The sequence below is a fragment of the Bacillus sp. B4EP4a genome (genome assembly GCF_006680105.1).
GTDB lineage: Bacteria > Bacillota > Bacilli > Bacillales > DSM-1321 > Peribacillus > Peribacillus simplex_E.
In genome coordinates this window covers 62,344-75,420 of the sequence record NZ_VHIK01000029.1, presented here as the reverse complement: position 1 = coordinate 75,420, position 13,077 = coordinate 62,344, and the positions used below count along the sequence as shown (strand labels likewise).

Below are 13,077 nucleotides of genomic sequence, written 5' to 3'. Positions count from 1 at the left end.
TGGATGTCAAAAATCGTGGCTATTAATGCGGGCAGCTCATCATTGAAGTTTCAGCTTTTTGAGATGCCAAGTGAAAAAGTAATTACAAAAGGTCTTGTAGAAAGAATCGGCTTGAAAAATTCCGCATTTACCTTAAGCGTCGAAGGCGAAAAGGTTTCTGAAACGATGGATATACCCAATCATGAAATAGCTGTAGGGCTTTTATTGAAAAAGCTGATTGACCATCGCATCATTGACTCCTTTGAAGAAATAGATGGCGTAGGGCATCGGGTGGTGCATGGCGGTGAGATATTCACGGACTCGGTCTTGATTACGGAAGACGTAATAGAGGAAATTGAAAAGCTTTCCGAGTTGGCGCCCCTTCATAATCCCGCCAATATCACCGGAATCAAAGCCTTCAGGCGAATACTGGATGATGTGCCAGCGGTTGCGGTATTCGACACTGCCTTCCATCAAACGATGGCGGCAGGTTCCTATTTGTACAGCTTACCTCTTGAATATTATGAAGATTACGGAATAAGGAAGTATGGGTTTCATGGCACTTCACATAAATATGTATCGCAGCGGGCTGCCGAAATGATTGGCCGCCCAATTGAACAGCTTCGATTGATTTCGTGCCATTTAGGGAATGGTGCAAGCATTACGGCCATAAAGGGCGGCAAATCAATTGATACATCAATGGGATTTACACCATTGGCCGGTGTTACTATGGGAACGCGTTCAGGAAACATTGACCCTGCACTGATTCCTTATATCATGGAGAAGACGGGAAAAACAGCAGATGAAGTTCTGGATGTCCTGAATAAGAAAAGCGGCATTCTTGCCCTTTCCGGATTTTCCAGCGACCTGCGCGATATTCAAGTTGAAGCGGATAAAGGCAATGAGCGGGCTGAACTCGCACTTAAAGTGTTCGCAGACCGGATTCACAAGTACATAGGCTCCTATTCAGCTAAAATGGGAGGTGTGGACGGCATCATTTTTACAGCGGGCATCGGTGAAAACAGTCAAACCATTAGGGGGCGAATCTTGGAGGGGCTTGAATTCATGGGGGTATATTGGGATAAGGATCTCAATCGCACCTCGGGTAAGGAAGCGTTCATCAATGCACCCTATTCCCCTGTGAAAGTCATGGTCATCCCCACTAATGAAGAAATCATGATTGTCAGGGATACAATGAAAATAGCTTTGAGCGAAACTTGGAAAATATGACTTCCTGTTTTATAATGACCCCCTTATCTCTCTGGTAAGGGGTCTTTCCCATGAAAATTCATCCTCAAAATCCGCCTTCCCATGGATTTTATCTCCATGCAAACCGATCCCCTTGAACGCTGGGTCGCCATCATCTATTCTTTGAAAAACTTTTCTCTATGTTATACTTAAGGGAGAATCCACCAATTCTGTACATAGGAGGCTTGATGCATGGAATTCACGAACCGGGAAATAAAACTTTTGAATGAAATTAGTGAATGGCAGGAAAAACTTTATCAATATGAGCCAACGGATCTGGCTGCATTGTATGATAAATGGTTGGAGCAGGGGTTTGCCCTGCTTCCGGAAAACATCCAACAACAGTTTTTTGACAAGCTTGATACTTGGCTTTTTCATTTGCATGCCATGGTTCAGAGCTCACAAGTTCAAATAGATGCAAGAGAGCGGATTTTAGCATCTGCGCGCGTGTTTAATGAAGAAATCGAAACGTTGAGTGATTTGAAACACCTATCGATCGATCAGTTGAATTACATAGCCAATCAGCATATCGCTAAGCATCGCTTATATTCATTTGCACAAGGCGGGATGAGCGGATCAGGAGGCCTGCTTCTGCTAGGGAGCGATATTCCGGCCATGACGGTCATCAATGTCAGGATCGTACAGCTGATTGCGATGTCTTATGGTGTTGAGGTGAATACACCGTTTGAAATGATGCTGGCCCTTAAGGTATTCAATGCAGGAGCGATGCCAAAGAGGCTCCAAGGAATAGCTTGGGAAGAATTGATCCGCGAGGTCCAGACCGCAGAAGATGATTATTTTTATTTAGGAATCGAAGAACTGACAAACCCTACCTGGATGGAACAGCCGCTGAAGCAGCTGTTGAAAGCATTATCCATTACTGTTTTCCGAAAAAAACTGGTTCGGGGCATACCGTTCATCAGCATGGCCATAGGGGCTGGGTCTAATTATCAAATGACCCGGAGTGTCAGTGAATTTGCCCAGAAGTTCTATCAGTACCGTTATTTACTTGAGAAGAAGGCTGATGAAGAATGAGTGTCAAGAATCATAAAAACGCCATCACGGAGGCAGTTCGCTGCATGGTGATAACCGTCAGCGATACGCGAAATGAAGAAACGGATAAAAGCGGAGCACTGATGATGGAATTGCTGAAGTCGAAAGGACATGAAGTGACGGATTATGTAATCGTTAAAGATGAGCGGAAAGCGATTCAGGATGCGGTCAATTCCGGTAGCCAAAGCAGCACGGTCGATGTCATATTAACAAATGGAGGCACTGGCATCGCCAATAGGGATGTGACGATCGAGGCGGTCAAAAAGTTGATGACCAAGGAAATTCCCGGTTTTGGCGAGATTTTTCGAATGCTCAGCTATCAAGAGGATATCGGGTCTGCCGCCATTCTATCCAGGGCGATTGCCGGAGTCGTGAATAACAAAGCGGTTTTTTCCACCCCAGGCTCTTCAGGGGCGGTTAGGCTTGCGATGAATAAATTGATTCTCCCGGAATTGGGACATGTCGTTGGTGAACTTCGCAAGGATTTATAAGAGGGATGCAAAAAAAGCCACAGTTTTAAACTGTGGCTTTTTTTGCATGGAATAGGCCTTAATTATGCATCTTTTCACTCACGGCTTGATTGGCACGATACCATAACCATAAATCATTAATGATGGAAGCAAGTTCCGCAATTTCGGAATTGAGTTGGCATGATTTGGCGAAATTACTCTCATCGGAGAGCCGATACTGCTTTCGGTTAATGGTGGATTCCAGTTCCTTGATGCGGTCCGGGATGCTTCCCCGGATATTCTCCCAGTGTACGAGTATTTGCTGTTGCTCGCCTTTTGTATATTCATCCCACTCCAGATTCAAATCGGGAATTGAGATGCCAAGCCGTTCATCATAGGTAAATAGCTTTTTCATATGCCCTCCGCTTTTCGATTTTTCATACTCCTAGTTTACTATATTCTTGCGGAAGCATCCAATGTGTAAATTCCCTGAAATATTAACGAATTATTTAGCAAAATGTTTGAAATACTACTTGTATTCCATTAATAAAGATGATAAAGTACTAATCATAGATTGAATAAAAATAACAAACGATGAATTTTTATTCACACGAAAGGACGATGAAAATGAAAAATCAAAAAGTTGTTTTAGCATATTCCGGAGGTTTGGATACTTCCGTTGCAATTAAATGGTTACAAGATCAAGGGTACGAAGTTGTGGCATGCTGCTTGGATGTCGGTGAAGGGAAAGATTTAGACTTCATTAAAGAAAAAGCGATCACAGTTGGTGCGGTAAGTTCATATGTAATTGATGCGAAAGACGAATTCGCTGATGAATTCGCATTGACTGCTCTTCAGGCACATACTTTGTATGAAGGGAAATATCCATTGGTATCAGCATTATCACGTCCGCTGATCGCGAAGAAATTAGTGGAAGTGGCTGAAGCGGAAAACGCGGTAGCCGTTGCACACGGTTGTACGGGAAAAGGAAATGACCAAGTGCGTTTCGAAGTATCCATCTCCGCCTTGAACCCTAATTTGCAAGTACTTGCACCTGTTCGTGATTGGAAATGGTCTCGTGAAGAGGAGATTGAGTATGCAGCGAAAAATGGCATTCCCGTTCCAATCGGCTTAGCAAGTCCGTTCTCGATTGACCAAAACCTTTGGGGAAGAAGTAACGAATGCGGAATCCTAGAAGACCCATGGGCAGCTCCGCCAGAAGAGGCTTATGATCTGACAACTAGCCTTGAAAATACGCCAGATACTGCTGACATCATTGAAATTGGTTTTGAACAAGGAGTACCGGTTACATTGAATGATAAAAACTATAAATTGGCTGACCTGATTGTCGAGTTGAATCAAATTGCCGGCAAACACGGAGTTGGACGTATCGATCACGTTGAAAATAGATTAGTAGGAATCAAATCACGTGAAGTCTATGAAGCTCCTGGTGCGATGACATTGATAGCTGCACACAAAGAACTTGAAGATATCACGCTTGTAAAAGAATTGGCTCACTTCAAACCGGTGATCGAGAAGAAAATGACTGAATTGATTTATGAAGGACTTTGGTTCTCTCCGCTTCAAAAAGCTTTGGCTGCATTCCTGAAAGAAACACAAGTTAATGTAACGGGTACGGTCCGTGTGAAACTATTCAAAGGTCATGCGATTGTTGAAGGAAGAAAATCCGAGTACTCCCTATATGACGAAAAATTGGCTACCTATACAAAAGCAGACGAATTCGATCATGATGCAGCAGTTGGATTCATTAAGTTATGGGGACTTCCAACGAAAGTGAACAGCATGGTCAATAACAAGAAGGTGACAGTGTGAGCAGCAAGCTTTGGGGAGGAAGATTCACGAAATCTGCCGAAGAATGGGTAGATGAGTTTGGAGCTTCCATTTCCTTTGACCAGGAACTTGTCCTTGAAGATATTCAAGGCAGTTTAGCTCATGTAACCATGTTAAAGGAATGCAGCATTTTACCTGAAGAAGATGCGGATCAGATCATTGCGGGTCTGAAAACTTTACAGGAAAAAGCTGAGAAGGGTGAATTGACTTTTAAGGTTGAGATGGAAGATATCCATCTTAACCTGGAAAGTATGCTAATAAGCGAAATCGGTCCAGTTGGCGGAAAGCTTCATACAGGAAGAAGCCGTAATGACCAAGTTGCAACCGACCTTCATCTGTATATGCGTAACCAAACGAAAGTGATTCTGGAACTCATCAATGATTTGCAAATGGCGATTTTGGGACAATCCAAGAAAAATGTGGAAACACTAATTCCAGGTTATACACATTTGCAGCGTGCACAGCCCATTTCATTTGCCCACCACTTAATGGCTTATTTTTGGATGCTTGAGCGTGATAAGCAGCGCTTCACCGAGAGTTTCAAAAGGATTAACATCTCTCCATTGGGTGCCGGGGCATTAGCTGGGACTACTTTCCCGATTGACCGTGCCCTCAGTGCCGAGTTATTGGGGTTTGAGGGAATTTACGAAAACAGCCTTGATGCGGTGAGTGATCGTGATTTTGCCATTGAATTCATGAGCAACAGTGCGACAATGATGATGCATTTATCCCGTTTCAGCGAAGAAATCATTCTCTGGTCAAGCCAGGAATTCCAATTCATTGAATTGGATGATGCATTTTCCACGGGAAGCAGCATCATGCCGCAAAAGAAAAACCCTGATATGGCGGAATTAATCCGTGGTAAAACAGGACGGGTTTATGGGAACCTAACGGGGTTATTGACTGTTTTGAAAGGACTGCCGCTTGCTTATAACAAAGATATGCAAGAAGATAAAGAAGGCGTTTTTGATACGGTTAAGACCATTGTTGGTTCACTTAAAATATTTGCCGGCATGATTTCAACGATGAAAGTGAAAACAGAAGTAATGGAAAAAGCAACAAAAAATGACTTCTCGAATGCGACGGAATTAGCTGATTACCTGGCTTCAAAGGGTATGCCTTTCCGTAAGGCGCACGAAGTGGTCGGGAAGCTTGTATTGTTCTGTGTCCAGAATGGCTGCTATTTAGTGGACCTAAGCATTGAACAATTCCAGGAAGCTTCCGAGTTGTTTGAACAGGATATTTATGATGCATTAAATCCTTATGAGGCCGTTAAACGCCGTAACAGTGCGGGCGGTACAGGTTTTGCCCAAGTATTGCTGGCGATTGAAAAAGCGGAAAAACTTGTAAGTGAATAACAGGAAAAAGCTCGTTCACCAATTTGGCGAACGAGCTTTTTATCATTTTCTTTTATCAATTCGTACGCACGATCATTACATCACATTTTGAATGGCGAACGATGCCTTCCGACACGCTGCCGATGAGGAAACGTTCGACTGCATTTAGGCCTGTTGCACCGCAAACAATTAAATCGATTGAATGCTTTTTCGCTAAATCCCTTGGAATTTGAACTTTAGGAGAACCATATGCAACTTCTGTTTGGACCTTTGCAATCCCGGAGGCAATGGCTTCCGTTTTATACTTGTCCAATAGCTCATTGGCAAAGGTTTCAGAGTGATCACGGATAGTCATATCATAAGCTTCGACAGTAGGGAAATTCCTTGTATCCACGATATGTGTGAGCACAAGGGTAGCGTCACTGAGTTTTGCTAAATAGATTGCCTTTTTTAGGGCCCACTCTGCTTCTTCCGAACCGTCCACTGCTACAAGAATATTTTTATAATCTATACTATTCAAGTGAATCTCCTCCTTCTATTATATTCCTATTATACTATGTTTTACCTAATGGATCTGATTTCAATTGTAACAAATTAGCGAATGTTTTAGCCAATGATCTGGAAATCCCAAAATGAAAAAATGATTCAAACCTTAATATGTGATGTAAAAAATATAAATGAAATATATCAAAGCATGCAAAAGCAAGTATAAATATAATGCATAGTTTAATATTCTTGAGAACAGCATAATAAAGGAAAATCAAAATTAGATTTATAACCATTTCAAGCCTTGGCTTTTCTCTTCTATTATAGTGTGGTTATGTCAGGTGTAAATGAATATGAATCAAGTTTCACCACTGAAAGATGGTTAAATGATGATGAAGGAAGAGTATATCTGGTTCGGACCGATTAGTTGAAATGAATTTTGAATAATAAATACCCCCGTCTTAAATGAAGGCGGGGGTATCCGGGTTTCGATATATTAAATGGTTAACACATCATCACCTTATGATTTGCAGGCTCTTCGGGAATTTGGTCAAAACTTCACAGCCGGTATCGGTGATCAGTAGATCATCTTCAATCCTGACGCCGGCAACATTTGGAACATATATGCCAGGTTCGATGGTATAAACCATTCCGGATTGAAGTTCAAGCGAATTCGTTTCAGTCAAGGATGGATACTCATGGACGCTGATCCCAAGTCCGTGCCCGAGCCTGTGCGGGAAGAATTCACCGTATCCTTTATTCCTGATGATGTTTCTGGCAGTCAAGTCTATCTCGGAACAGGATATACCAGGTTTACTGGCTGCAACGGCAGCTTCTTGTGCTTTAAGTACAGTTTCGTATATTTCTGCCTGTTTATCATTGATATCTCCGTAAGCAACCGTTCTAGTGATGTCAGAGCAGTACCCTTCATGAACGACGCCCAGGTCAAAGAGGACAAGGTCACCGCGCTGAACCTTCGTGTTCCCGGGTGTGCCATGTGGGGAAGCGCCATTTTTACCAGTCAGGACCATGGTGGAAAAAGACATTTGGCTGACGCCGGCCTTTTTCAATTCGTATTCTATAGCTGCAAGGATTTCCATTTCCGTTTTACCCTCATGAATTTCGCTGACACCCACTTCGATCGCAAAGTCGGCAAGTCGGCATGCTTCACGGATTTTGACCATTTCATCTTCCGATTTGATCATTCGCATCCTTTGAAGTTTTTCTTCTGCGGAAACGAGCTTTGGTGCTCCGAAGCATTGTTGGACCTTTTCATAACGTTCTACATTCATATGCTCTTTTTCAATGGCCATTGTATTAATGGTTATCCCGCGATTCTTCACTGCTTGCTTAACTTTTTCCCAAGGATTTTCAATGTCGGTGTAACCGATGATATCTCCAGCCCATCCTGCCTGTTTAGCATCTGGGACTTCCATCTGCGGGCAGACAAGGAATGGGTCGGCATTTGCAAAAGTCGCAAGTGCTAGCAGTCTTTCATGTGGATCACTATAAAAACCGCTCAAATAGAAGATGCTCTCTGTAGATGTAAGTAAAGCGGCTTCTGACTCATTGGCCTGTAACCAATTTTGTAGTTCTGTCAAACGTTCATTCATGACGATACCTCCATTAATAAGATATAATTACCTTAGCAATATTTAAAAGTATAGTAAATGGGAAAGGCCTAAGAAAGCTACTAAAAAAAATTAGTGGGTATGGGAAGGGAGCATCAAAAATGAAAGTATCTTTTCATGGACATGCAGTTGTAAAAATAGAAACGAATGGTAAAACGATTTTAATCGATCCATTCATTACTGGAAACGAATTGACCGATTTGAAGGTAGAAGATGTGAAACCGGATGTGATCATCTTAACACATGGCCATAATGACCACGTCGGTGATACGGTTGAATTGGCCAAAAGGCATGATGCACTTGTCATTGGCATTGCAGAAATTGCCGACTACCTGGGTGCTCAAGGAGTTAGGACCCACGGGATGAGCATCGGCGGAGCTTTCGAGTTCGATTTTGGAAAAGTGAAACTGACGCCAGCTTTCCATGGAACGGGATTCAATAACGGAGAGGGGCAAATCATTTATTTAGGAATGCCTGCTGGCGTATTGCTTATGTTAGAAGGGAAAACGATCTATCACGCAGGGGATACAGCGGTATTTTCCGATATGAAACTGATTGGGGAGAGACATCCGATTGACTTGGCATTCTTGCCAATCGGCGACAATTACACCATGGGGCCTGAAGATGCAGCACTTGCTGCGAAATTCCTTCAAGCCAAACAAGTCGTGCCGATTCATTACAATACTTTCCCTGTCATCAAACAGGATCCTGACAAATTCATCGACTTGCTTGAAGAGGGAAATGGACTGATCATGGAAGCCGGGGATGAAATAGAATTTTAATAGGAGCGGGAGCCTGCAGGGGCTTCCGTTTTTTTGTGTAACGTGTTGGCATAGCCGACCGAATTGACTGATCTCCGTTCAGTATTGCCTTTTACGCAGATGATTCCAGCAATGGAAAGTAAAGTCTCGTTCTGCAGCCAAGTCTTTTTTCCTTTCACAGGCATAAAATGAATAGATGAGAAAAAAGGGGGGATTGGATGAAACAGAGATTATTGCTGTGTTTGCTTTTATGCGGTGTGATGCTGTATTATGCCGTGCCGCGTTTGTCGTTGGAAAGTGGCGGTCTGGAGAGTCTGTTTGCGGGATCCTGGCTGTTGTTTGCATTGTTGGCGGTAGCTGGAAACTTGACGGGCATACTATATTCTCCTAAGAAACAAAAGGTAAAACGCAAGCTGGAATACAAAAGGTTGCGCCAATACTAGTAGTTGTTTGATAAACTAGGCTCTTTGACCTTATAATGGGGAATAGGAATACCGTGAAAAGGGTGAAGCGCTTGGCTACAAAGCATGAACAAATATTAAAACATATCGATGGTCTCCCTGTTGGCGAAAAGATTTCCGTCCGTCAAATTGCGAAAGCATTGAATGTTAGTGAAGGTACGGCATACCGGGCAATTAAAGAGGCGGAGAACCAGGGCTACGTGAGCTCGATTGAGCGGGTAGGCACGATCCGTATTGAGAAAAAGAAAAAAGAGAATATTGAAAAGCTCACTTTCGCAGAAGTAGTCAATATTGTTGACGGACAAGTTCTTGGTGGGAAAACGGGACTTCATAAGACATTAAATAAATTCGTCATCGGGGCGATGAAGCTGGATGCCATGATGAGATATACAGGGGCAGGAAACCTGCTGATCGTCGGGAACCGTACACAGGCCCACGAGCACGCGTTAAAAGCGGGTGCAGCGGTGCTGATCACCGGGGGATTCGATACGGAAGAGCCCGTTAAAAGGTTAGCCGATGAATTGGAGATGCCAGTCATCTCAACGAGTTACGATACGTTTACCGTCGCAACGATGATCAATCGGGCGATCTATGACCAATTGATCAAAAAGGAAATCTTGCTGGTGGAGGATATTTTGACACCCGTACAGGAAACGACCTTTTTGACTGTGGGTGACCGGGTTCAGACTTGGCATGAACTGAATCAGGAATCCGGGCATAGCCGTTTCCCTGTTGTCGATGACAATATGAAGGTTCAAGGAATGGTCACATCAAAAGATATCATCGGACAGGAAGAGCTGACGCTCATTGATAAGGTGATGACGAAAAACCCGATGACCGTAGGCGATAAAATGAGTGTGGCATCTTCTGCACATATGATGGTTTGGGAAGGGATTGAGTTAATCCCGGTCGTGAATGACAGCCATATCCTAAAGGGAATCGTGAGCAGGCAGGATGTGCTGAAGGCACTGCAAATGAGTCAAAGGCAGCCACAGGTCGGCGAAACGATCGACGATACGATTACAAGCCAGCTTGTAATGACTTCGAATCGTGGCAAGGGCGAGGAAGTGTATAACTATGGCGTCACTCCGCAGATGACCAATTACCTTGGGACCATTTCAAGCGGTGTGTTCACGACATTGGTCACCGACTCAGCAAACCGTGCACTTCGAAGTTATAAGCGCGGTGACTTGGTCGTGGAAAACATGACGATCTACTTCATCAAGCCAGTCCAGATCGACAGTACGCTTGAAATCCACCCGCGTGTCCTTGATGTAGGACGTAAATTCGGAAAAGTGGATGTCGAGGTGTTTAACCAAGGCAAACTTGTCGGCAAGGCGATGTTGACTTGCCAATTGCTGGACCGATCATGAAAAATAAAAAGGATAATCGAAATTCGATTATCCTTTTTGGTTTGCAGCTTCTTCGATTGCATGTGGCAAATAAAATTTATACATTTTATAGCCGCCCCAAACACTGAATAGGCCAACGAAGATGAAAACGGCAGCAATGATATAAGTGATGGTCGTGTGGAACAGAAAAAGCTGATTGATTCCGAATAGTGCGACAAACGCACCGAGGGCGATGGAAGACTTCCCAGAAATCCACTTTTTCTCCATCGGCATCCTGGTTCGGACCGATTTGATTTTATAAAACATATAGACCCCTAGCGAAAGAACGATCAAGGTGACAAGAATAGGCATCGTTTGAAATTCCCCCAATTTAACATATGTACCTTTTTATTGTAGCGGGAAATGAAAGAGAATGCCACTGTTAACAAGATGAGTCTTCCTATTTCCCCAATTTTTTGATTAAATGAAATATATCATCTTTATAAGGCTCGATAATACATATGTTAAGGGGAGATCTATATGAAAGCTGAAATATTAGCAGATATAAAGCGTTATGATACTATCATTCTCCATCGTCATGTCCGTCCAGATCCGGACGCTTATGGTTCACAGGGGGGATTGGCGGAAATCCTGAAAGCATCTTTCCCAGAAAAGCGAATTTTTACGGTCGGGAAAGAAGAACCGTCGTTGAATTACTTAAGAAGGCTCGATGTGATTTCGGATGAAACATATCAAGGTGCTCTGGTCATCGTTTGTGATACCGCAAATACGGACCGGATTTGTGATGCAAGGTACACGACGGGTGATAAACTGATTAAGATCGATCATCATCCTAATGAAGATCCATATGGGGATATGCGTTGGGTCGATACATCGGCAAGTTCAGCAAGTGAAATGATTTATGAGTTTTACCAGTTCGGTAAAGAACAGGGCTTGAAGATGAGTGATGAAGCGGCACGCCTTCTATATGCAGGCATTGTTGGCGATACAGGTCGTTTCCTATTCCAGAATACGACTGAAAAAACATTTGCCTATGCCAGTGAATTGATTAACTATTCGTTCTCCCGCCCGCAGTTATATCAGGAGATGTATGACGTCGAGGAAAGCATAGTCCGGTTGAATGGCTATGTGTTGCAGCATTTTGAAATCCTTCCATATGGCACAGGGAAAATGATCATCACAAAAGATATACTTGAACAATTCCAGGCTTCTACATCTGAGGCATCTCAGCTCGTTTCCTCGCTCGGTTCGATTAAAAATGTTAAGTCATGGGTCTTTTTCATTGAAGAGGATAAAGAAATCAGAGTCCGTTTCCGTTCTAAAGGTCCGATCATCAATACGATTGCCCGTAAATATAACGGAGGAGGCCACCCGCTTGCAGCAGGGGCTTCGATTCAGTCTTGGGATGAAGTGGATAATATCCTTGCCGACATGGAAGAGTTGAATAAATCGGAATGAAAAAAACTTAAAGACCAAATCGCATATGATTTGGTCTTTAAATTTAGTGGATATTATTAAGAAGTAGTCCTTTTTAGTTTGATTTCAATATTCATTTTCGTATAAAACATGATCTCGACGACTTCAAGTCGATAGCGCTTTTTATTGATGGTAACGATCTTATTTTCGATGGATTTTTTCAAAAGCAGCTTTCCGTCATAGACACTGGCGACATCTTTGGCAAGAAGAGAGGAAAGGTCGTCCTCGATCACATCCTCGGCTTCTGCAATACTCAGCCGATCCAGACTGTATTTTTCATTCGTAATGGTTACTTCCACTTCCTGAATCGTCAATATCTCCTCGTTTTTCTGGTTCAATTTTTTATAATCCTGCTCCCAAATTGCGATTTTCCCGTTTAAATCCTGTATCACTTCACTTTGTTCGTGAAGGGTCCGGATCTGCTTCTCCTGCTGGACACCATGCATATAAAAGAAAATCACCCAACTGATCAATCCGCCAAGTGCGGCTCCGGCAAAGAAGCGCTGCCAGGTGGGAGACCGGTGATAGGGAGGAATCCTCATGATGAAATATGCTCCTGCGTGAACCAGTTTATGATCAGTGCTCCTGTCTGTGCTCCGCCAAGTGCAGATAGAATCAATAGGACCTGCTTGACTATATCCTTCGTTTCCCCGTGGAAAATACCGCGTTCGAAATTATAAACCATATCAAAAGTACCCCCGATTGCAGCGACAATCGCCCAAATACGAAGGCTGTCCGACAGTCGGAATACAGTCGTCATCGGGGCTTGTCCAGTAAAAAAAGCGGCGAGGCCCCCGATTATCGAGCCGCCAAGTAATACGCCAAGCGATATGAAAAAGCTGTTGATGAAGGCTGGAACAAAGGCTTCATTCATATATCATCATCCTTTTTTTCTTGATATTCTTCTATTCCATTTATATGGGAAGTTCAGAGGTAATATGATAGTCGCCGGAAATCAGTAAGTTAAATTCCATTGGTAATGAGAACATATTT

At 43.1% G+C, this 13,077-nt stretch carries 15 protein-coding genes; 9 read left to right on the top strand and 6 right to left on the bottom strand.

Annotated elements, in window-relative coordinates; translation table 11 throughout:
• The first annotated feature begins 3 nt into the window (after positions 1 to 3).
• The 3 genes from FNK51_RS15495 to FNK51_RS15485 all read left to right on the top strand — a co-directional run bounded on the left by FNK51_RS15495 (position 4) and on the right by FNK51_RS15485 (position 2,771).
• On the top strand, positions 4 to 1,209 hold the full coding sequence (locus FNK51_RS15495; RefSeq protein ID WP_141993912.1) for an acetate kinase: 1,206 nt from the start codon (positions 4 to 6) through the stop codon (positions 1,207 to 1,209).
• A 210-nt stretch (positions 1,210 to 1,419) separates the two neighbouring features.
• A complete protein-coding gene (locus FNK51_RS15490) occupies positions 1,420 to 2,262 on the top strand; it encodes an EcsC family protein (protein WP_098369963.1) in 843 nt (280 codons plus the stop codon).
• The gene (locus FNK51_RS15485) at positions 2,259 to 2,771 is read left to right on the top strand and encodes a MogA/MoaB family molybdenum cofactor biosynthesis protein (protein ID WP_141993911.1); all 513 of its coding nucleotides are present in this window, start codon (positions 2,259 to 2,261) and stop codon (positions 2,769 to 2,771) included. The genes FNK51_RS15490 and FNK51_RS15485 overlap by 4 nt, the downstream gene beginning before the upstream one ends.
• 58 nt (positions 2,772 to 2,829) lie before the next feature.
• On the opposite strand, the gene FNK51_RS15480 is transcribed toward FNK51_RS15485, so the two are convergent.
• Positions 2,830 to 3,144: a hypothetical protein gene (locus FNK51_RS15480; RefSeq protein ID WP_141993910.1), complete on the bottom strand. Its 315-nt coding sequence runs from the start codon at positions 3,142 to 3,144 to the stop codon at positions 2,830 to 2,832.
• 212 nt (positions 3,145 to 3,356) lie between these two features.
• Between FNK51_RS15480 and FNK51_RS15475 the strand changes: the two genes are divergently transcribed.
• Positions 3,357 to 4,562 carry an argininosuccinate synthase gene (locus FNK51_RS15475; RefSeq protein WP_141993909.1) on the top strand — a complete coding sequence of 402 codons (1,206 nt, stop codon included), beginning with the start codon at positions 3,357 to 3,359 and terminating at the stop codon, positions 4,560 to 4,562.
• Positions 4,559 to 5,938, top strand: coding sequence for an argininosuccinate lyase (argH, locus tag FNK51_RS15470; protein ID WP_141993908.1), 1,380 nt, complete (start codon positions 4,559 to 4,561; stop codon positions 5,936 to 5,938). The genes FNK51_RS15475 and argH overlap by 4 nt, the downstream gene beginning before the upstream one ends.
• Positions 5,939 to 5,993: 55 nt before the next feature.
• On the opposite strand, the gene FNK51_RS15465 is transcribed toward argH, so the two are convergent.
• Positions 5,994 to 6,428, bottom strand: coding sequence for a universal stress protein (locus tag FNK51_RS15465; RefSeq protein ID WP_141993998.1), 435 nt, complete (start codon positions 6,426 to 6,428; stop codon positions 5,994 to 5,996).
• A gap of 490 nt (positions 6,429 to 6,918) precedes the next feature.
• Entirely contained in the window at positions 6,919 to 8,016 is a 1,098-nt protein-coding gene (locus tag FNK51_RS15460; protein WP_141993907.1) for a M24 family metallopeptidase, read from the bottom strand.
• 119 nt (positions 8,017 to 8,135) lie between these two features.
• Between FNK51_RS15460 and FNK51_RS15455 the strand changes: the two genes are divergently transcribed.
• The 3 genes from FNK51_RS15455 (at position 8,136) to FNK51_RS15445 (ending at position 10,629) form a co-directional block, all read left to right on the top strand.
• Positions 8,136 to 8,816 (top strand): metal-dependent hydrolase, encoded by a 681-nt coding sequence (locus FNK51_RS15455; protein WP_098369969.1) that lies wholly within the window; start codon positions 8,136 to 8,138, stop codon positions 8,814 to 8,816.
• A gap of 197 nt (positions 8,817 to 9,013) precedes the next feature.
• Positions 9,014 to 9,238 carry a hypothetical protein gene (locus FNK51_RS15450; RefSeq protein WP_098369970.1) on the top strand — a complete coding sequence of 75 codons (225 nt, stop codon included), beginning with the start codon at positions 9,014 to 9,016 and terminating at the stop codon, positions 9,236 to 9,238.
• 71 nt (positions 9,239 to 9,309) lie between these two features.
• Positions 9,310 to 10,629 carry a DRTGG domain-containing protein gene (locus FNK51_RS15445; RefSeq protein WP_137018167.1) on the top strand — a complete coding sequence of 440 codons (1,320 nt, stop codon included), beginning with the start codon at positions 9,310 to 9,312 and terminating at the stop codon, positions 10,627 to 10,629.
• A 27-nt stretch (positions 10,630 to 10,656) separates the two neighbouring features.
• On the opposite strand, the gene FNK51_RS15440 is transcribed toward FNK51_RS15445, so the two are convergent.
• Entirely contained in the window at positions 10,657 to 10,959 is a 303-nt protein-coding gene (locus FNK51_RS15440; RefSeq protein ID WP_141993906.1) for a YtpI family protein, read from the bottom strand.
• Between the two features lie 168 nt (positions 10,960 to 11,127).
• Here FNK51_RS15440 and FNK51_RS15435 point away from each other — a divergent pair, with 168 nt between their 5' ends.
• A complete protein-coding gene (locus tag FNK51_RS15435; protein WP_141993905.1) occupies positions 11,128 to 12,066 on the top strand; it encodes a DHH family phosphoesterase in 939 nt (312 codons plus the stop codon).
• A 56-nt stretch (positions 12,067 to 12,122) separates the two neighbouring features.
• Here the strand turns inward: FNK51_RS15435 and ytrI are convergent, their stop codons facing one another.
• Together ytrI and ytrH are read right to left on the bottom strand one after the other, a co-directional pair.
• A complete protein-coding gene (ytrI, locus tag FNK51_RS15430) occupies positions 12,123 to 12,626 on the bottom strand; it encodes a sporulation membrane protein YtrI (RefSeq protein WP_098369972.1) in 504 nt (167 codons plus the stop codon).
• The gene (ytrH, locus tag FNK51_RS15425) at positions 12,623 to 12,958 is read right to left on the bottom strand and encodes a sporulation membrane protein YtrH (protein ID WP_098369973.1); all 336 of its coding nucleotides are present in this window, start codon (positions 12,956 to 12,958) and stop codon (positions 12,623 to 12,625) included. The genes ytrI and ytrH overlap by 4 nt, the downstream gene beginning before the upstream one ends.
• Positions 12,959 to 13,077: the final 119 nt, after the last annotated feature.

Coding starts and splice junctions, on each gene's coding strand:
- FNK51_RS15450 (WP_098369970.1), top strand. CDS start 9,014: ATGAAACAGAGATTATTGCTGTGTTTGCTTTTATGCGGTGTGATGCTG.
- FNK51_RS15490 (WP_098369963.1), top strand. CDS start 1,420: ATGGAATTCACGAACCGGGAAATAAAACTTTTGAATGAAATTAGTGAA.
- FNK51_RS15480 (WP_141993910.1), bottom strand. CDS start 3,144: ATGAAAAAGCTATTTACCTATGATGAACGGCTTGGCATCTCAATTCCC.
- FNK51_RS15460 (WP_141993907.1), bottom strand. CDS start 8,016: ATGAATGAACGTTTGACAGAACTACAAAATTGGTTACAGGCCAATGAG.
- FNK51_RS15485 (WP_141993911.1), top strand. CDS start 2,259: ATGAGTGTCAAGAATCATAAAAACGCCATCACGGAGGCAGTTCGCTGC.
- ytrH (WP_098369973.1), bottom strand. CDS start 12,958: ATGAATGAAGCCTTTGTTCCAGCCTTCATCAACAGCTTTTTCATATCG.
- FNK51_RS15440 (WP_141993906.1), bottom strand. CDS start 10,959: ATGCCTATTCTTGTCACCTTGATCGTTCTTTCGCTAGGGGTCTATATG.
- FNK51_RS15475 (WP_141993909.1), top strand. CDS start 3,357: ATGAAAAATCAAAAAGTTGTTTTAGCATATTCCGGAGGTTTGGATACT.
- FNK51_RS15495 (WP_141993912.1), top strand. CDS start 4: ATGTCAAAAATCGTGGCTATTAATGCGGGCAGCTCATCATTGAAGTTT.
- ytrI (WP_098369972.1), bottom strand. CDS start 12,626: ATGAGGATTCCTCCCTATCACCGGTCTCCCACCTGGCAGCGCTTCTTT.
- FNK51_RS15455 (WP_098369969.1), top strand. CDS start 8,136: ATGAAAGTATCTTTTCATGGACATGCAGTTGTAAAAATAGAAACGAAT.
- FNK51_RS15435 (WP_141993905.1), top strand. CDS start 11,128: ATGAAAGCTGAAATATTAGCAGATATAAAGCGTTATGATACTATCATT.